Source organism: Arthrobacter antioxidans (assembly GCF_023100725.1).
In the GTDB taxonomy this organism is placed as follows: Bacteria; Actinomycetota; Actinomycetes; order Actinomycetales; family Micrococcaceae; genus Arthrobacter_D; species Arthrobacter_D antioxidans.
Window position 1 is genome coordinate 3,676,448 of the sequence record NZ_CP095501.1, and the last position, 17,228, is coordinate 3,693,675.

The window sequence follows — 17,228 nt, forward strand, 5'->3', positions numbered from 1 at the left end:
GAGCTGCCACCGGCCCGTTTCCCCTCAGTGCACCGGAGGTGGTGCGGCGCGCCAGACAGTGGATTCGGTAAGCGTCACAGCGTCGATACTGACGAGCGCGCTATCGGCCGCCCGCAGCCGGGCTCGGGCGGGTTCGGGTAGCCACACGTCGGTGTCCTTGTGGAGCGGCAGCACACGCAGCTCCAACCCCGCGCCGCTTGCGCCGTCGATTGCATCGAGGTCGATGTGCCAGGGCGTGCCGTCCCAGAACCTGTCAGCGACACAGACTCCTTCCACGAGGAGCTCCGCGACGTCCCCGGCCCAGTCGATCCGCAGGGTGCGTCGCAGGCCCTCGGAGGCCGCACCCACATCGTCGAGGACCCAGACCCCTGCCCGCTCGGCGATCTGTTCTGCGCCGGGCACCGCCGGTCGCGCCGCACGACCGCCGTACCGTTGCAGTGGATCCGCCGCCGCCCGCCGCCATGAGCCGGCGACCGGAATCGAGCCGGCACGGCGCGCTGCCGCGGCATTCTCCGGCTGCACCGGCACCGGAATCCAGGCGTCCTGCCATACCCTCGGCGACGGCGGCGACGGCGCTCGCACCGAGAGGGCGCCACCCTCGGTCCACAGTGGCTCGTCACACAGCACGAGCCTGCGGCCCCCGTCCCGGCCCTCGTCCTCGTCCTCGAGGACCCAGACACGATGGGCGTCCCGGCTACCGATCACGAGCACTGACGCCGAGCCGTGAGCGCTCCTCAGCCGGAGGAGTCCACCGGCCGCGCTGCCGATCCGGGCTGCCGCGCCGTCCACCTCCAGACCGTCCACGAGAACGGTGACGTCACCGGGCAGACCGAACGACACGTCGATGTCCCTCTCGGCCACCAGGACGAGTGTCGATCCGACAATGGTGAGGAGGGACGCCGTCGCCCACCCGAGGAGGATCCCGCCGATCTCGATCCCGAACGGCCAGTGGGCGATCGTCCCCCGGGGGACGGCAAGATCCGCACCGACGTGAACGGTGCGCTCCGGCAGGACGATCTCGAAGGAGACCCCGGTGCGGGTCGGTAGGGGGACGTGGGGTTGGTGCCAGTTGATGAACAGCACGCCCCCCGATCCATCGGAGCGCACCGTCCACCGCAGCGTCGAGGAGTCGAAGGGTATGGCGGGGAGCAGGTCGGGGAAACTGGCCGGCATCGTGGCGATCCGTGGTCCGAAGGCCCGCAGGAAGGCGTGCTGCCGCCGCAGTGCCGCGTGACTCGGCGCCAGCTGCCCTGCAGATCCGATGGCTGCGTGGAAGTCGTAGTCGAACATGGGAAGGTCGTTGGGGTAGCCGGTGTCCTGCGACTCCTGGAAGCCCGTCCTCCCCCGAGGATTCGTCCCTCCGGCGAACATGTAGTAGCCCTGCCAGGCCGAGCCACTGGCCAGCTTTGCGTGCGCGACGGCCGCAATGTCCTCTCCGGATGGCACGATGCGCCGGTGATACGTCGTGGCCATCCCGCCGCCCAGTTCGCAGGTGGCGGGAGGGAACGTCGCATCGCGCTCACGTCCCTCGACGGTTGTGGCGTCCACGCCCCTCACGTCCGCGCCCACCCCCGGATCATCCCACGTCGTCGACATGAAGTAGTGCTGCCTGAACGTGGCGTCCCACGGTGCGTCGGCGTCGACCCAGAACCCGTCCCCGTACCCGGAGTACAGGGGGAACACCTGGCCGGGAGGGAGGTCCGCCCCACCCCAGGCGGTCGCCGTATAGAACGGCGCCAGCAGTCCTGCGGAACGCGCGAGGTCGCGCAAGGTGACCAGATGGTCCGGCTGGTCGTACAGTTCGTTCTCCAGCTGGATCGCGAGGACGGGCCCGCCCTGGCCGCACACCCGGCCCAGTTGTTCACCCAGTGCCTCGAACCACGGCTCGACGAGGTCGAGATAGCCCGGATCATCCGTGCGGTGCCTGACGGGAGCATGTTGCACCCAGTCGGGAAATCCTCCGTTGCGCACCTCGCCGTGCACCCACGGGCCGAGGCGCAGAACCACCCCGAGACCGAGCTCGGCGCAGAGCTCGACGAATGCCGCCACGTCGAGGTCGCCGTCGAAGTCGACGGCACCCTGCTCCGGCTGGTGGTGGAGCCAGATCACATAGCAGGAAACAACATCGATACCCCCTGATCGCATGAGGAGGAGCGTCTCCCGCCACCGTCGGCGGGGCACGCGTGAGTAATGGATCTCTCCTGAGACGGGAATCCACGGTCGACCGTCCCTCGAGATGCACCGTGATGAGATCGAGATTCCACTGGTCGATGGCACATCCGCTTGCAGCAGGGGCTCCTCGGCCGAGGTACGCCAGGGTTCATGCACCACTCGCACCAGGCCCGTGTCCGCCGATGTCGTCATACTGCATTCTTCGTCGACGGGCGTTGACGATGGGTCGAGGCGCATTGCTGTTCTCCCGTGGACCGATGGCGGATACCAAGGATGACACGGTACAAGAATTGGGCGGGCAGCGGCAGACCGGCCCGCCCGATCGCATGGTGACCTTCGACGTAGACGCAGTGTCCCATTCTTGGCAACCCCTGCCCCCGGACGACGAGCAATGTTGAAGGAATGGCCTTTCTGGAGAAGTGTGAGAGGCGGCGGCCTATTGCCGCCCCTTGAGGAGGTCCCATGTTTTTCCACGTCCAGCAACTCATCAACGAGATCATTCCCGACGAGCCGGATCCGGCTGCGGCGAATGCCCTGCAGGAGGGCCTCGGCGGACAGTTCGGCGAGATGCGCACCATGATGCAGTACCTGTTCCAGAGCATGAACTTCCGCGGCGCGGCGGCCAAGCCCTACCGGGACCTGATCCAGGGCATCGGCACCGAGGAGATCAGCCATGTGGAGCTGATCGGCACCACCATCGCCCGGCTCCTCGACGGCTCACCCCGCTATCAGGGCAAGATCGACGACCCGCTGGACACCCCCGGCGCCGGCGGCTCGATCCCCCTCAACCTCGCGCTGTCCGAGGGCAACATCCACCACTACCTCGTGGGCGCACAGGGAGCCATGCCGGTGGACTCCGCCGGTAACCCGTGGAGCGGCAGCTATGTCTACAACTCCGGCAACCTCCCCCTGGACCTGCTCTACAACCTGATGCTCGAGGCCACCGGCCGCCTGCAGAAGTGCCGCATGTACGAGATGACGGACAACAAGACTGCGCGGTCCACCATCTCCTACCTGATCGTCCGCGACCAGGCCCACGAGAACGGATACGCCAAGGCCCTCGAGACCCTCGGGGTGAACTGGAAGTCGCTCCTGCCCATTCCGAAGACCAACGCCGAGCAGTTCCCCGAGGTCAAGAAGCTCCTCGACCTCGGCCTGCAGAGCAAGCAGTACACCTTCGATCTCAAGGGCCAGTCGGAGGCCGGCAAGATCTACCAGGGGCTGTCGCCGTCGAAGGACGGCACCACCCTCGATGCGAGTGAGCAGGCCCCCGAGGGCGTGCCGTCGGAGATCGCACCCGAGCGACTGGAGGAGTTCGCGCCCGGGCTGGATCCCGAGTTGCTCGCGCTGATCCAGGCCACGGCGGATATGGAGATGGCGGATATCGACGCCACCTTCGGACCGATGGGGAAGTAGCGTCCCCACCCGGAACGCACGGGAAGGGCGCCCACGGCAGTTCACGGTGGGCGCCCTTCCCGTCTCGCAGCGACGCGCAGGGTAGGAGCGTGGACAGCAGGGCACTCCGGGGCGACGGAGCCCTGGGCGCCCCTGTTCCTCGTCGGGGTCGCCGTTCCTAGTCGGGGTCGCCCACCCAGATCTCGATCTGAAGATCCAGCGCCATGCGCTGGAGGTCCAGGGCGTCGGCGTCGCTGAAGGACCGCGGGCGGTCGTCGATGATGCACAGCGTCCCGATCCGCCACCCGTCGGCGGTCGTGATCGGGTAGCCGGCATAGAAGCGGATGCGGGGGCCGCCAACGACCAGCGGATGATCACGGTATTCGGGATCGGCCCAGGCGTCCGTGATGACCAGCACCCGGGAGGCCTCGATGGTGCGTGAACAGAGGGCCGTGTCCCGGGGGAGATCCTGCCCGATCGGGCCCACGACGGACTTGATGACCTGCCGGTCCTCGGTGATCAGCGCGATCGAGGACGAGCTCACCCCGAAATGCTCGCGGGCCCGCCTCGTATAGCGGTCGAAGCGGTCCTCCGCTCCCGTGTCCAGCAACCCCGTCTCGTAGAGGGCGTGGCACCGCTGGTACTCGGCGTCCTCGTCCTCCTCTGCGGTGCCGTCGATCTCCTGGCCGTCACCGGCGACCCCGTACGGCGCCGTCGCCGCGGGCCGGTCGAATCTGTGCCCATCGGGGTCCAGGACCAGTACACGGAGGTTGTCCCCGAAACCGGACACGTCGGCGACCTCGTCGGTGCTGTAATGGGCACCGTCCACCGGGAGCCCTCGGTCGTCGATCATCGCGTTCAGCGCGTGCGCAACCAGATCCCGATCCGCGGCAGGCAAGGTCCCGCTGCCCTCGAGGTAGGAGACGACTTCGCGGACATCACACATGCCACCAAGACCCGCATAGGTGGCCCCCACGGACGACGCATCGAAATCCGTGCTTCGAAGCGCCTGAACAGCCATCCACTGCTGCACGTCCTGGCTGATCATGTCGCCGCTTTCCGAGAACCCCATGTAATGCCCGAGTCGGCCGACAGATGCCGGTCCATCAATCACGTTACCTCGTGCAACCAATGCACACGGCTCACGCTCATTCTCCGATCCGGGATGGACAAACATGCTGAGGTAGGGCTACCGAAGAATCCCGCCTGGCATCACGTCCTGAAGGAACAGCTCGACCGTGAGGGACGTCCCACGCCCGGTGCGGGCATCATCCTGATCCTCCCCGCTGAACCGGATACCTCGACGCTGCTCGTCACCCTCGACCTCGTGCATCTCCCCCGTGCATGGATCGGTCACCCTCGTCGACGGGCGACCCGTCGACGAGGGTGACCGACGCGGCGGGAGTACGGGGCTGACCTACGATCGGATTCCACCGTGGAGTGCTCCGCGGATAAAAGGGGGATTCCGTCATGAGAGCGCCACGGGCCGTGCTGTGCATCGTCCTGATTCCGACATTCCTGGTGGGTTGTACGAATACTACGGACGACCCTGAGGATCCCGGTCCCGGCGGCCCGAGCCTTTCCTCGGAAGGAGAATCCGCCATGTCCGGTGGGACCCGGACCGGGAAGACATCGGCGGCCGAAGCCGACGTGGCCGCTTTGAGGGACCTGCGGGGAAATGGTCTGCAGATCGTGTCCCCGGAGGTGACCCGCGACGGTTTCGAAGCGGCGTCGGCGGTCCTCGAGGGCGTGTCCGTGCAGCCGGCCGAATGCAGCGCCGTCGCCGCGCGGAACGCCGGGTCCGTCAACCAGTTCGCCGGCGAGGGTGTCATCGGGGCCGGCGTCGCCGACGAACAGGGCTCTGTCCTCTCGGCCGGCCTCCTCGACGGCTCCCGCGTGACCGGCCCGGCAGGAGATTTCGAAGGCACCAGAGCGCAGTTGCAGCGCTGCGCGTCCTTCACGGTCTCCGGCGCAACCCTCACCACCGTCGAGGAAATACCCCAGGATCCCATCGCGGATGCGTCCTACGCCGTCCTGATCACTCAACAACTCGGGGCCGGCCAGTTCCAGTACACGCTCTCCGTGAACGCCCGGAGCAATGATCTGATCGCGTCCGTGCAGTCCATGGGAACGGTTGAACCCGACGGCGTGCTGCAGGACGAACTGGCCGACCTGGCAACCCAACTCCTGGAAGGCCCGGCATCCTGACTCGAAGTGCGGCGTCGCGCCGATGCCGAACGTGTATCCCCCGGTCTTCGCGACTCCTTCGGTTGCGGATGCCCTCCTGGCCGACAGGCGCACGGACGAAGCCAGTAGGCTCGTCGCACGCCCTTCCAGGAGATCGGAATGACATGGCACTCACGAGTGAAGACGTAATGAAGGCCCGGTTCAGGCAGACCAGGTTCAGGGAAGGTTATTCACAGGACGACGTCGATGAATTCCTCGACGAGGTCGCCGTGGAGATCCAGCGACTGAACGGCATCATCACGGCCCTCCAGGAGGGGAAACCGGCTCCCTCCGACCACCACGGCTAGCCCTCGGGTCCGCCGCGGCTCCGGACGAACCCGACGGGCCGCTACGCCTCCCGCACCACCGTGCTGCGCGTCGCCCCGGTCACCATCCAGCGATCATCCCGGACACGCCACGCCAGGGTCGCCGCGCGCGCCACCATGTAGCCGCCGCCGAACGCCAGCCACAGCCAGACGATGCCCTCGCCGCCGGTCAGGTCCGCCATCCCGACCAGGCCCAGCAGCGGCAGGTACACCACCAGGTTCACGACGCCGGCGACCGCCAGGTAGCGCGCGTCGCCCGCCCCGATCAGGACGCCGTCGAGCACGAAGACGAGACCGCAGACCGGCTGGAACGCGGCCAGCACCCACAGGCCGGCCGCGAACGCCGCCTGGACCGACGGATCCGGGGTGAAGATCCACCCGACGAAGGGCGCCACTGCGGCCAGCAGACAACCGGTGACAACGCCGAACGCCACGCCCCAGATGATCATGCGCCGCGTGAGTGCCGCCGCGAGCGGCCGGTTCCCGGAGCCGAGTTCCTTGCCGATCAGGGCCTGGGCGGCGATGGCCAGGGCATCGAGGGCGAAGGCGAGGAACGTGAAGACCGTCATGACGAGCTGGTGCGAGGCGAGGCTGAGGGGTCCCTGCGCGGTCGCGACGAACACGGTCGCGAGGATCGCCACACGCAGCGACAGCGTACGCAGCATGAGCCAGGACCCGACACCGGCCGTGCGCCGGATGCCGCGCAGGGACGGCACCAGGGGCACCCGCTGTCCCCTGGACGCGCGGACGATCATCACGAGGTAGACGGCGGCCATACCGCACTGGGCGAGGCTCGTCCCGAGCGCGGACCCGGCCACGGACATCCCGGCACCGTAGACGAGCAGGTAGTTGAGCACGATGTTGACGCCGAACCCGGCACCCGCGACGATCAGCGGCGTGCGCGTGTCCTGCAGCCCGCGCAGCACACCGGTCGCCGCGAGCACCACCAGCATGGCGGTCAAGCCCGGCATCGACCAGCGGAGGTAGTCGACGGCGAAGGAGTGGACCGCCCCGTCGGCGCCCATGAGCGACGCCAGCTGCGGAGCGGTGGCCCACCCCAGGACGGACAGGAGGACCCCGAGCACCACGGCGAGGCCCACGCCGTCGCGCCCAGCCGCGAGCGCCTCGGGGAGGCGTCCGGCACCGAGCAGGCGGGCGACGGCGGGCGTGGTGGAGTAGGCGAGGAAGACCATGAGCCCGACGGCGGTCTGCAGCACCGTGGAGGCGAGCCCTACGCCGGCGAGCTCCTCCACGCCGAGGTGTCCCACGATCGCCGAGTCGGCGAGCAGGAAGAGCGGCTCCGCGATCAGGGCGCCCAGGGCCGGGACGGCGAGCCGGAGGATACTGCGGCTGAGCCGGCGGTTGCTGGGCAGGGATCGACGCACCAGTCCAGCGTAGGGGTGCCGGCGCCAGGGCCTAAGCTGGGATGAGCCCCGAACCGACCGCAAGGACACCCAGGGAAGTCATGAAACTCGGCGTCAAGCAGTATCTGGCAGGCCTCGCCCTGCTGTTCGTCAGTACCCTCTTCGTCCCGCAGGCGGTCTCGGACTTCGCCCGGGCCGAGTCGACGGGCACCCCGGCGCCGGCGGAGGCGCCGCTCCTCCTGGCCATCGGGTTGCTGATCATCCTCACCGCCGCGGCCTGCATCGGCTGGGGGTACTGGCTCACCCACCGCACGGGCGCACCCCGCACACCGCACCCCGAGGACGACCCCGACGAGCCGCTGCTGCGCCCCGGCTACGGCCCGGATCCCTCCGACCGCCAGGACTGGCGTGAGAACCCGCTCCGCCGGCGTGACCAGGACACCGACGGGCGCTTCTGACGCGGGCACCCTGCTGCTGCGCCGCGGCCGGGCCCTTTCGGCCCTTGTCACGGGCTGCAGCGCTTCATAGCGTTGCACACGGCGACCGGGCGGGAGCCTGCCGGGAGGTCGCACACTGCGGGAGGACCCACTCATGACTCGGACCGCCGGGATGCGTACGCCCCTCATCGCCCTGATGTGCGCCCTCCTGCTGGGCGTGACCGGCTGCACGGACACGAACGGGGACGACGCCGCAGCGCCGTCGCAGATGCAGGGCGGCACTGGCTCTCCCTCCTCCGGCACGGACACCGGCACGGGTGCAGCCCGCTCGGGGGCCGAGGAGGACATGGGTATCCCCGACATCGTCGAGGCCGTGCAGCCCTCGGTGGTCACCATCTTCACCGAGGAGGGACTCGGCAGCGGGGTGATCTACACGGAGGACGGGCTCATCCTCACCAATGAGCACGTGATCCGCGGCAACGAGGACGTCGAGGTGGCCTTCGCCGACGGTCAGCGGGTGTCCGGGACGGTCGAGGCCGCGGACACCGTGTCCGACCTCGCCCTCGTACAGGCGGACCGGAGCGACCTCCCGGCCGCAACGTTCCAGGCCGACCTGCCGCGCATCGGCGAGCTCGCCGTCGTCATCGGTTCCCCGCTCGGTTTCGAGAACACCGCGACGGCGGGCATCGTCTCGGGACTGCACCGGGAGATCCCCGGCTCGGCGGCCACGAGCCAGTCGCTGGTGGACCTCATCCAGACGGACGCGGCCATCAGCCCCGGCAACTCCGGCGGCGCCGTCGTGAACGGGCAGGGCGAGATCATGGGCATCAGCGAGGCCTATATCCCGCCGTCACAGGGCGCCGTCGCCCTCGGGTTCGCGATCCCCGCCTCCATCGCCACGGAGGTGGCGGAGGAACTCCGGGCGGACGGCACGGCGGACCACGCGTTCATGGGCCTGGCTCCCGGCCCGCTCACGCCCCGGATCGCCGAACAGCTGAACCTCGAGGACACCACGGGAGTGGTGGTCCTGTCCGTCCCGCCCGGCGGGCCGGCCGACGACGCCGGCATCCGCCCGGGCGACATCATCACCAGGATCGGGGACGAGGAGATCTCCGCACCGGAGGACCTCTTGGCAGCACTGCGCCAGCACGATCCGGGTGACACGGTCCCCGTGCAGCTCCGACGGGACGCGACGACGCGGACGGTGGACGTGACGCTCGCGGATCGTCCGGCGGACCGCTGAGTGGCGCGTCCGCTGCGCCCGGGTCAGTAGAGGCGCCAGGCCTTCCAGCCCGGATAGACCTCGTGCTGCATCTCCTGCGCGAGATCCTCGAGGTCCTGGTGGTCCGCGGGGGTGAAGGGGCGGGGCGAGAGGGACATGACGCAGATCGTCCCGATCAGCCAGCCTCCGGGACCCCGCAGCGGATGGCCGGCATAGAAGCGGATGTGCGGTGCCCCGGCCACGAAGGGGTGGCTCCGGAACCGCGGGTCCTCCAGGGTGTCGGGCACGACGAGCGCCCCGGATGAGCGGATGGTCGCATTGCAGAACACCTGCGTCCGGTCGAGGTCCTGGTGCGCCTCGCCCACCGAGGACTTGATGAACTGGCGGTGCCTGGCGATCAGGGCCAGCGTCGCGATCTCGCAGCCGAATCGCTCCGCCACCCGGCGGACGATGGCATCGAACCGCTCCTCGGCAGGCGTGTCGAGGAGGTGCAGCTGTTCCAGCGACTCGAGGCGCCCGCGTTCCGCCGCCTCCGCGTCGAGGAAGGCGGAACCTGGTGCGCCGAGGAGCCGGATGAAGTCCGGGATCGCGCCGTCGTCCTGCTGGACGGCCCGGCGCGGACCGAGGCCCGGGGCCTCCCGCGCCACCTCGGCGAGAAGGTCCCGTTCGTGCGGAGCGATGTCGGTCTCCCCCTCGAGGTAGGCCGCCACCTCGAGCTCCGACAGCGACCCGCCCGACGCGAAGTACTGGATCCACGTCTGGGCATCGGACATGCCGGATCGACGCACCGCATCGATGATGGGTTCCCGCTCGTCCACGCTCTTCCTCCCCGTACCGTCGGCCGTACCGCCTACTGGAAGTGCAACGTCACCGGCCCCTGACCCAGGGACTCCAGGACGGACGCGGCGACGTCGCGCAGCTTGATGTTCCTGGCACTGGACGCGGCCTTGAGGATGGACATCGCGGCATCCTGGGAGCACCGGTTCTGCCCCATGATCACGCCGACGGCGAGGTCGATCGTGGTCCGGCTCTGCATCGCGGCGCGCATGTCGGCGCTGGACTCGGTCAGTTCCGCGATGCGCACCGCCAGACGGAGCGACGCCGAGACCTCCTCCGCGAAACGGCGAGCAGCCGCGATGGCTTCCTCGCTGAAGGCATCGACCAGGGGTGAGTAGAAATTGAGGGCCGCCGTCGCGTCGCCCTCGAGCGGGATGGGGACCCCCAGCGCGGACCTGACCCCGTGACCGGCGATCGCCCGGCTGTATTCCGGGAAGCGTTCCTCGGCGTGGAAGTCGCGGACGTACTGGACGGCGCCCTCGCGCGCGGCACGCAGGCACGGACCGTCGTCGTACTCGTACTGGACCTCGTCCAGCTTCTGGGCGTGCGGACCGTTGCTCGCGACCGTGGTCTTGGTCCGCGCCCGCAGCAGCGTGACACCGCACAGGACCTCGTCGTCGGCCGAGAGGCTGCGCCCGGCCACGGTGACGAGTTTCGTCAGGAACTCCTCGACGTCGTCGCTGTGGAGGACCATGTCCTGCAGCAGGCCCGGCACTCCCGGACCGTTGTCTCTCTGGTAATCGATCAACAGGCTAACCTTTGCATCAACCGCCTGCCGGTTGCGCGTCACGCGGGCATGGGGGAGGTGAGGGGCCGCCTGCTGCTAAACGACCAAGAGCATAGTACCCACAGAAAGCCACTCCGGGTGGTGCGGCAGCGACAAGGACCCCCATCACGATTATCCTCGTAGTGCTCGGATCACCTCCCCCGAAGGGTCGTCCCATGCACCAGCCGAACGGCCACCCCACCCCGTCCCGTCCTGACGAGAGGGAGCTCGCGGCGCGCCTCCGGGCAGCAGGATGCGTGTTCGCCGAGGACGAGGCGCGACTGCTGGCGGACAGCGGGGCATCCGAGGAGGCTCTGGCAGTCATGATCGAGAGGCGCGTGGCAGGCCATCCCCTCGAACACACCCTGGGCTGGGTCGACTTCTGCGGACTGAGGCTGGACGTGGAACCCGGCGTCTTCATCCCCCGGCAGCGGTCCGCCCTGCTCGTGCACTGCGCGGCAGAACTGACGCCGATCGGCGCCACCGTGTTGGATCTCTGCTGTGGAAGTGGCGCGCTCGGTGCGGCACTCGCCGCCGCCGTGGAAGACCTCCAGCTTCATGCCTCCGACATCTCGGGCGCCGCCGTCGAGCTCGCGCGGCGCAATCTGGCCGGCCGGCAGGCCGCATGCTACGAGGGGGACCTCTTCGATCCGCTGCCCTCGGCACTCAGGGGCGGGATCGACACGATCCTGTGCAACACGCCCTACGTTCCCACCCATCGCCTGCCGTCGCTCCCCCGCGAGGCGAGGATGCATGAGCCGCGGGCAAGTCTCGACGGCGGGACGGACGGGTTGGACCTCCAGCGACGGGTGGCCCGCGACGCACGGGGGTGGATGGCGCCCGGCGGCCATCTCCTGTTCGAGGTGGCCGAGGAGCAGGAACGGGGGTGCCTCCGGCTCCTCGAGGACGAGGGCTTCCAACCCTGGCCCCGCCGCCTCGAGGAGATCGGCGCGATCGTCGTGGTGGGCCGTCAGCGGTCCCGGCGCAGGGGCGGCAGCGGCGACAGTCCCTGGGGCCGACGCCCGGCGGACGCGGCGGGGCGGCCCGGCGTGGTGATCGGGCGCCCCCACCGGCTGCGGCCGGAGACCTTGCACGAGGGGTAGGTGAAGGCGCCGCGCGCCGCCGTGTCGTCGACGGCGCTGTAGGGTGCGCGGCAGCAGGCTCGGTGGCCCGTGACCTCCCGGTCGTCGAGCAGTTCGTTCACGGCCTGGGCCACGGCGTTGCGGTCGTCGAGCGGCAGGGCCATCAGCCCGTGGAGGTAGGCGTCGACCTCGAGGTGGCCGGTGGGGCAGCCCAGATTCTGGAGGTGGTCCCAGACGAGAAGCAGGGGCAGATCCGCGTGTCTCATCGCGGTATGGGTGTGCAGACCTTGCATGGACAGATTCCTTCGGGTGGCCCGGACGGGGGCAGGAAGCCGATCGACGTGGGACGCCGGCCATCCTCGATCCGTCCATCGTGGCATCACCCGGGAAACCGGGACAGCAGTTTCGTCCCGTCGGGGCGGGGTTGCGCCACGGATCGCAGCCCTGTTATCAGCCCTCGATCTCACGGCTCCGCAGGCGGACGATCTCCCGGACCAGGTCCTCCGACAGCGGATGGTCGGCCGTGAAGTGGATGGTCCCCTTCGAGCGGGAATAGCCGTCGAGCCGCGGCGCCACGGCACCGATCACCGTCGAGGAGAACGGATACAGCGAGAGATGCCGGGCGGTGGCGGCCACGGCAAGCAGGGGCTTCCCGGCGAGGACGAGGGCCGGCAGACCGTAGCTCACACCGTCGACGGCGTCCGGCCGGGCAACCCGTGCCGTCGCGACCACGGCGCGCAGGCACTCCTGGTCAGGTCCCTCCAGCGCGGCGAGTGCGTCATCCACGGATCCCATGCGGCGATCGTAGGGCATCGCCGGCGCCCGGGCAGGGTCCATGGACCGGGGTCACAGCGACTCGAGCTCCCGCGCCAGGTTCATGTGCGCCCGCCCCGTCCAGTCCGCCTGCGCCGTCGCGGTGCGATAGAGGGGTTCGAGTGTCAGGAGTCGCTTCAGGACGGCACGCCGCCCGTCGGTGAATGCCTGCTGCGGAATATGCCCGTACTCGGCGCGGATCGCCGCGACATAGCGCGCATAGGCCTCCGGAGCGCCGGCGAGCACCGCGAGGTCCGCATCGCACAGGAGGTGGCCCGCGCGGTCCTCCGGCGCCGGGTCGTGCGTCGCCGTCAGGAGGACGAGGCGTTCGACGTCCCGGACGACGGCGTCGGGCATGATGCCCTGAAGGCGCTGCGCGGCAAGGGATGCGGACGCGCGCTCGTCCTCGCCGGCACTCCCCTCGTACACGGCGTCGTGGAACCAGGCCGCCAGGAGCACGGCGGCACGCAGGGGTTCATCGGCCGGCTCCAGCAGGAGGTCCAGCGCCTCGAGGACCGCCAGCAGGTGGGCGGGTGTGTGGTACTCGCGGTGCCCTTCCGCCCAGCGGTCGAGCAGTTCCCCGCCGAGCGCCGGGACCTCCGGCATCAGTGCCTCCCAGCGGGTCGTCAGCGCGGCGCGCAGCTTCGGGGCCCGCCGTCGGGCCGGGACCCTGAGGCCGCTGGCGATCAGGGCGCGCACCAGGTCCGCCCCGGCGACCTCCTGCGCACCCTGGGCCACGAGGTCGCGGTACCGCCGTTCCGGGACGTCGTAGTGGTCCTCGTCGAAGGCCCGGCGCGGGAGGCCCGCAGTCGCCGCGAACGCATGGAGCTCCTCGAGCGACGACGTCGAGACCAGGTGGGAGAACACGGTTCCGTGCGCGGGCCAGGTGGGTGGATCGATCAGGACGGCCATGACCAGCAGTCTAGGTGTGTCCGGGCGCGGTCAGGGAGACGCCGCCTCCGGTTTCGTCGCCTTGCCGTCCAGCCACAGCTCGGTGGATGGGTCGCTGTGGGATCCACCGGTCGCCACGTGCCTGTCGCTGACGGTCGGCCCCTTCTTCAGGACGTGGACCAGCGCCATGGCGTGCCCGCGGCCGAGGTCGTAGTCCTCCTTGAGCCAGGAGACGATCTGCCCGGCCTTCGTATCGGGCGCGTCGAGACCGCGCTCTTTCGCCTGATCGACGAGTTGCCTCGGCGTCAGTCCGGTCTTCGCCTCGATGGCGTCCAGATATGCCTGGAATGACATGGGTGGTCCTTTCTAAAGGGCGCGGAGTCCGTACGAGGCCAGGACGTTGCCCTTGCTGGTGGCCGCCACGTCCTGCAGCTCCAGTCGGGTGACGGGATCCGCTGGTTCGAACAGGCGGCGGCCGGCGCCGGCGACCACCGGGTGGGTCATCAGCATCAGCGAGTCCAGCAGCCCGGCGAACAGGAGCTGCCGGACCAGGGAGATACTGGCGCAGACGGCGATGTCCCCGCCGTCGGTCTCCTTCAGTCCGGCCACGAACTCCTCCAGGGGCGCGGTCATGAGGGAGGCGTTCGTCCAACCGAGCTCGCCGCTGAGGGTGCGCGACGCCACGAACTTCTGCACCGGGTTGATGAAACTGCCGAACGGGTCGGTCGCCTCTGCCCGTGGCCAGTAGTCGGCCCACTCCTGGTACCCCTGCCGGCCGAGCAGTACGGTGTCCACCTTGCCGATCATCGCGTCCATGCCCGCGCCGAGTTCCGAGTCGAAGCTGTCGAACTGCCACAGGTGGGGGGATTCGACGACGCCGTCGACGGAGGAGAAGAGGCCTGCTGTGAGTCTGCGCATGAAGAGCTCCTGATTCGTGGTGGGTCCACACGATAGACGGTGCGGCGGGCCTGGACTCATCGGTCCCGGGAAGAAATCCGGGCCGTGCCCTCCCGCTCGTGGATCACCATGGCTAGGCTCGGGGCATGCAGCCGCCCGCCTCGTCTCCGGTGCAGGACGCAGCACCCGCAACGGCCTCGTTCGAACAGCTCCTGGAAGCGTCACGCCGCGAGCTGACCGGGTACTGCTACCGCATGCTCGGGGCGGCATCGGAGGCCGAGGACGCGGTCCAGGAGACGATGCTCAAGGCCTGGTCCAGGAAGGATTCCTTCGCCGGCCGGTCCGCCCTGCGCACCTGGCTCTTCCGGATCGCCCACAACGTCTGCGTCGACATGCTCCGCAGCCCGCAGCGCCGTGCCCGCCCCATGGACCTCGGGCCGTCCACGCGCACCGCCGACGCCGTCCTGGGTGCTCCGCTCACCGAGGGTGTATTCGTGCAGCCGATCCCCGACGAGCGGGTGATCGACACCTCGGGTGACCCCGCCGTCGTCGCCGAACTCCGCGACACCGTGCGCCTGGCCTTCGTGGCCGCCCTGCAGCACCTTCCACCCCTCCAGCGCAGCGCCCTGATCCTGTGCGAGGTGCTGCGGTGGTCGGCGGCCGAGGTCGCCGCGCTGCTCGAGGTCACTCCCGCGTCCGTCAACAGCGCCCTGCAGCGTGCGCGCAGGACGCTGGCGGACCATGCGCCCGCCCCGCACATGCCGCTGGAGAACCCGGCCCACAAACTCCTGCTCGCGCGCTACCTGAGGGCCTTCGAGGCCTACGACATGGACCTGCTCGTCTCACTGCTGCGGGACGACGTGGTCCTCTCCATGCCGCCGTTCGACCTGTGGCTCTCCGGACCGGCGGACGTCCGCGCCTGGTTCGTCGGCAAGGGCAGCGTCTGCGAGGGCGGTCGCCTCATCCCCATCGACGTCAACGGTGCCGGCGGGTTCGCCAACTACCACGTCGTGGAGCCCGACCTGTGGAAGCCCTGGGCCATCCAGGTCATCGAGACCGACGGCGGGCGCATCGTCGGCCACCACAACTTCCTCTACCCGGAGATGTTCGAGGCCTTCGGCCTGCCGGCGGTCATCGACGAGCGGCCGGCCGCGAAGGACCAGCCCGGCACCGAGTGACGCAGGAGGCTCGCGGCCTACTGGATCCGGCGGAGCGGGACGACGAGGTTGTCGACGAGCAGCAGGCATGCCGCGGCGGTCGGGATGGCGACGAGGGCTCCCGGCAGGCCCAGCAGCGTCCCGCCGGCCGTCGCCGCGATCAGCACCCACGCGCCGGGCACCTGGACGGCCTTGCTCATCACACGCGGCGTCAGGATATAGGCCTCGACCTGCATGTAGACGAGCATGGCGACCAGGACGACGATGGCCGCGGGCAGCGAGTAGAGCAGTGCCGCAAGGGTCATGACGATGGTCGTGAGGATGGTTCCGATGAGGGGGATCAGGGTGACGAAGAACGCCGCGATCGAGATGAGCGCGGCGAACGGCACCCCGGTGAGGGTGAGGAGGATGAAGCTGTACGTCGCGTTGAGGAGTGCCAGGACCACCATCCCGCTCAGGTACTTCCCGACGGAGTCGGCGATCCTCTCGGTGAGGTACACCGAGGTCCTGCGCCGGGATGCCGGGAGGAGGGCGTAGAAGCCGTGCTTGATGCGCGGCAGCCCTGCCAGGAAGTAGAGGGTGAGGATGGCGATGAAGATCACGGACGAGACGACGTTCACGGCTCCCACGCCGGCCCCGACCACGCCGTTGGCGATGTTGGTCAGGGCCTCGGGGCTCACGAGCGCCTGCCCCACGGACTCCATCCCGTCCATCAGGGCTCCGCCCGTCAGTTCGTCGATCCGCTGGAACCACTCGTCCTCGGTCACGCCGCGGATCGCCGCCGGTAGCACCTGGACGAAGGCCGCCACCTGCGTGACGACGAACGGGACGACGAGGGAGACCAGGCCTGCAGCGAGGAAGGCGACGGCCACCCCGATCACGGCGACTGCGCCGCCACGGCGCATCCCGGCGCGGCGGAGTCTGCGCACCAGCGGGTTGAGGCCGAGCGCGAGGAACAGGGCGGCGCAGACGGACATGACGACCGAGCGCAGGGAGAACAGCACGGCGGCCAGGAGGACTGCCGTCAGGACCCCGCCCGTCACCCGGAGCCCCATGCCGAACAGGGTCGGGATCCGTACCCGCACGGGTTCCGGCGGGGCCGATTCCACCCGCTGTGCCGCGGCCGTGCCGGCCGAGCCGTGACGCAGGGCGCCGTCGGACTCCACAGCGCCTCCTCCTCCTGCGGGGTGATCAGCCGGTCGGCGTGCGTGGCGCGGCACCGGTGGGGAGCGTCCCGGATGCCTGCTGGAGCGAGTGCCGCTTGAGTCGCTCGAATTCCTCCTGGGTGATGGCGCCCTGGCGCAGGAGTTCGTTCGCGGAGGCGACCTGCGCCGTCGGGTCGGGTGTGGGGGCTGCCGCGGTGCCGGGATCGGCCCGGGATCCCCGGATGTTGCGGAGTGCCATCGTCTGGCCGTGGGCGAACAGGTAGGCGAGGGAGGCCAGGAGGGGGAGGAGCACCAGCAGGACCACCCAGAGGGCTCGCGACCAGCCGGAGAGGGACTCGTTCCTGAAGATGTCGACGAGGACGACGAAGAGGAAGGCCAGATAGGCGGCGAACAGGGCGGCGGTGAACACCACCCACACGACTTCCCAGAGGTTGATGTCCACGGCACGTCCTGTCCTCGGCCCCGATGTCCCAGCAT

18 protein-coding genes are annotated in these 17,228 nt (G+C 69.5%); 7 read left to right on the forward strand and 11 right to left on the reverse strand.

The annotated features are described in order from the left end of the window. Positions 1–24 precede the first annotated feature (24 nt). Positions 25–2,409, reverse strand: a complete 2,385-nt coding sequence (locus tag MWM45_RS17120) for a beta-galactosidase (RefSeq protein WP_336296681.1) — start codon at positions 2,407–2,409, stop codon at positions 25–27. 225 nt (positions 2,410–2,634) lie between these two features. Between MWM45_RS17120 and MWM45_RS17125 the strand changes: the two genes are divergently transcribed. Further along, the gene (locus MWM45_RS17125) at positions 2,635–3,588 is read left to right on the forward strand and encodes a manganese catalase family protein (RefSeq protein ID WP_043442481.1); all 954 of its coding nucleotides are present in this window, start codon (positions 2,635–2,637) and stop codon (positions 3,586–3,588) included. A 157-nt stretch (positions 3,589–3,745) separates the two neighbouring features. Here the strand turns inward: MWM45_RS17125 and MWM45_RS17130 are convergent, their stop codons facing one another. Next, positions 3,746–4,615: a GAF domain-containing protein gene (locus MWM45_RS17130; RefSeq protein WP_247827494.1), complete on the reverse strand. Its 870-nt coding sequence runs from the start codon at positions 4,613–4,615 to the stop codon at positions 3,746–3,748. A 554-nt stretch (positions 4,616–5,169) separates the two neighbouring features. Between MWM45_RS17130 and MWM45_RS17135 the strand changes: the two genes are divergently transcribed. Further along, positions 5,170–5,775 (forward strand): hypothetical protein, encoded by a 606-nt coding sequence (locus MWM45_RS17135; RefSeq protein ID WP_247827495.1) that lies wholly within the window; start codon positions 5,170–5,172, stop codon positions 5,773–5,775. Positions 5,776–5,918: 143 nt separating this feature from the next. Continuing rightward, positions 5,919–6,101: a DivIVA domain-containing protein gene (locus MWM45_RS17140; protein ID WP_269076563.1), complete on the forward strand. Its 183-nt coding sequence runs from the start codon at positions 5,919–5,921 to the stop codon at positions 6,099–6,101. A gap of 41 nt (positions 6,102–6,142) precedes the next feature. On the opposite strand, the gene MWM45_RS17145 is transcribed toward MWM45_RS17140, so the two are convergent. Further along, positions 6,143–7,504 carry an MATE family efflux transporter gene (locus MWM45_RS17145; protein ID WP_247827496.1) on the reverse strand — a complete coding sequence of 454 codons (1,362 nt, stop codon included), beginning with the start codon at positions 7,502–7,504 and terminating at the stop codon, positions 6,143–6,145. 80 nt (positions 7,505–7,584) lie between these two features. Between MWM45_RS17145 and MWM45_RS17150 the strand changes: the two genes are divergently transcribed. Both MWM45_RS17150 and MWM45_RS17155 read left to right on the forward strand, forming a co-directional pair. Continuing rightward, positions 7,585–7,941, forward strand: coding sequence for a hypothetical protein (locus MWM45_RS17150; protein ID WP_247827497.1), 357 nt, complete (start codon positions 7,585–7,587; stop codon positions 7,939–7,941). 133 nt (positions 7,942–8,074) lie between these two features. Further along, positions 8,075–9,163 carry a S1C family serine protease gene (locus tag MWM45_RS17155; protein WP_247827498.1) on the forward strand — a complete coding sequence of 363 codons (1,089 nt, stop codon included), beginning with the start codon at positions 8,075–8,077 and terminating at the stop codon, positions 9,161–9,163. A gap of 23 nt (positions 9,164–9,186) precedes the next feature. On the opposite strand, the gene MWM45_RS17160 is transcribed toward MWM45_RS17155, so the two are convergent. Beyond that, positions 9,187–9,960: a GAF domain-containing protein gene (locus MWM45_RS17160; protein WP_247827499.1), complete on the reverse strand. Its 774-nt coding sequence runs from the start codon at positions 9,958–9,960 to the stop codon at positions 9,187–9,189. Between the two features lie 32 nt (positions 9,961–9,992). After that, positions 9,993–10,727 carry an ANTAR domain-containing protein gene (locus MWM45_RS17165; RefSeq protein ID WP_247827500.1) on the reverse strand — a complete coding sequence of 245 codons (735 nt, stop codon included), beginning with the start codon at positions 10,725–10,727 and terminating at the stop codon, positions 9,993–9,995. A 194-nt stretch (positions 10,728–10,921) separates the two neighbouring features. Between MWM45_RS17165 and MWM45_RS17170 the strand changes: the two genes are divergently transcribed. Continuing rightward, complete coding sequence (locus MWM45_RS17170; RefSeq protein WP_247827501.1) at positions 10,922–11,848, forward strand: putative protein N(5)-glutamine methyltransferase; 927 nt, start codon at positions 10,922–10,924, stop codon at positions 11,846–11,848. A gap of 429 nt (positions 11,849–12,277) precedes the next feature. Here the strand turns inward: MWM45_RS17170 and MWM45_RS17175 are convergent, their stop codons facing one another. Genes MWM45_RS17175 through MWM45_RS17190 form a run of 4 tightly spaced genes read right to left on the reverse strand, consistent with a single transcriptional unit; the run spans position 12,278 to position 14,449 of the window. Further along, positions 12,278–12,622 (reverse strand): iron chaperone, encoded by a 345-nt coding sequence (locus MWM45_RS17175; protein ID WP_247827502.1) that lies wholly within the window; start codon positions 12,620–12,622, stop codon positions 12,278–12,280. Positions 12,623–12,673: 51 nt separating this feature from the next. Beyond that, positions 12,674–13,552, reverse strand: a complete 879-nt coding sequence (locus MWM45_RS17180; protein ID WP_247827503.1) for a DUF4031 domain-containing protein — start codon at positions 13,550–13,552, stop codon at positions 12,674–12,676. Between the two features lie 30 nt (positions 13,553–13,582). After that, positions 13,583–13,885, reverse strand: coding sequence for a DUF4287 domain-containing protein (locus tag MWM45_RS17185; protein ID WP_247827504.1), 303 nt, complete (start codon positions 13,883–13,885; stop codon positions 13,583–13,585). A 12-nt stretch (positions 13,886–13,897) separates the two neighbouring features. Next, a complete protein-coding gene (locus MWM45_RS17190) occupies positions 13,898–14,449 on the reverse strand; it encodes a dihydrofolate reductase family protein (RefSeq protein ID WP_247827505.1) in 552 nt (183 codons plus the stop codon). A 125-nt stretch (positions 14,450–14,574) separates the two neighbouring features. On the opposite strand from MWM45_RS17190, the gene MWM45_RS17195 reads away from it, so the two are divergent. Further along, positions 14,575–15,606 carry a sigma-70 family RNA polymerase sigma factor gene (locus MWM45_RS17195; RefSeq protein ID WP_247827506.1) on the forward strand — a complete coding sequence of 344 codons (1,032 nt, stop codon included), beginning with the start codon at positions 14,575–14,577 and terminating at the stop codon, positions 15,604–15,606. 17 nt (positions 15,607–15,623) lie between these two features. On the opposite strand, the gene MWM45_RS17200 is transcribed toward MWM45_RS17195, so the two are convergent. After that, a complete protein-coding gene (locus MWM45_RS17200; protein WP_247827507.1) occupies positions 15,624–16,751 on the reverse strand; it encodes an AI-2E family transporter in 1,128 nt (375 codons plus the stop codon). A gap of 25 nt (positions 16,752–16,776) precedes the next feature. Next, positions 16,777–17,193, reverse strand: a complete 417-nt coding sequence (locus tag MWM45_RS17205) for an SHOCT domain-containing protein (protein WP_247827508.1) — start codon at positions 17,191–17,193, stop codon at positions 16,777–16,779. Between the last annotated feature and the right edge of the window lie 35 nt (positions 17,194–17,228).

What these genes read in the sequence shown, in the direction of transcription:
- MWM45_RS17175 (WP_247827502.1), bottom strand. Translation starts at nt 12,622, where the DNA reads ATGGGATCCGTGGATGACGCACTCGCCGCGCTGGAGGGACCTGACCAG.
- MWM45_RS17150 (WP_247827497.1), top strand. Translation starts at nt 7,585, where the DNA reads ATGAAACTCGGCGTCAAGCAGTATCTGGCAGGCCTCGCCCTGCTGTTC.
- MWM45_RS17120 (WP_336296681.1), bottom strand. Translation starts at nt 2,409, where the DNA reads ATGCGCCTCGACCCATCGTCAACGCCCGTCGACGAAGAATGCAGTATG.
- MWM45_RS17135 (WP_247827495.1), top strand. Translation starts at nt 5,170, where the DNA reads ATGTCCGGTGGGACCCGGACCGGGAAGACATCGGCGGCCGAAGCCGAC.
- MWM45_RS17195 (WP_247827506.1), top strand. Translation starts at nt 14,575, where the DNA reads ATGCAGCCGCCCGCCTCGTCTCCGGTGCAGGACGCAGCACCCGCAACG.
- MWM45_RS17180 (WP_247827503.1), bottom strand. Translation starts at nt 13,552, where the DNA reads ATGGCCGTCCTGATCGATCCACCCACCTGGCCCGCGCACGGAACCGTG.
- MWM45_RS17125 (WP_043442481.1), top strand. Translation starts at nt 2,635, where the DNA reads ATGTTTTTCCACGTCCAGCAACTCATCAACGAGATCATTCCCGACGAG.
- MWM45_RS17185 (WP_247827504.1), bottom strand. Translation starts at nt 13,885, where the DNA reads ATGTCATTCCAGGCATATCTGGACGCCATCGAGGCGAAGACCGGACTG.
- MWM45_RS17190 (WP_247827505.1), bottom strand. Translation starts at nt 14,449, where the DNA reads ATGCGCAGACTCACAGCAGGCCTCTTCTCCTCCGTCGACGGCGTCGTC.
- MWM45_RS17130 (WP_247827494.1), bottom strand. Translation starts at nt 4,615, where the DNA reads ATGATCAGCCAGGACGTGCAGCAGTGGATGGCTGTTCAGGCGCTTCGA.
- MWM45_RS17140 (WP_269076563.1), top strand. Translation starts at nt 5,919, where the DNA reads ATGGCACTCACGAGTGAAGACGTAATGAAGGCCCGGTTCAGGCAGACC.
- MWM45_RS17170 (WP_247827501.1), top strand. Translation starts at nt 10,922, where the DNA reads ATGCACCAGCCGAACGGCCACCCCACCCCGTCCCGTCCTGACGAGAGG.
- MWM45_RS17155 (WP_247827498.1), top strand. Translation starts at nt 8,075, where the DNA reads ATGACTCGGACCGCCGGGATGCGTACGCCCCTCATCGCCCTGATGTGC.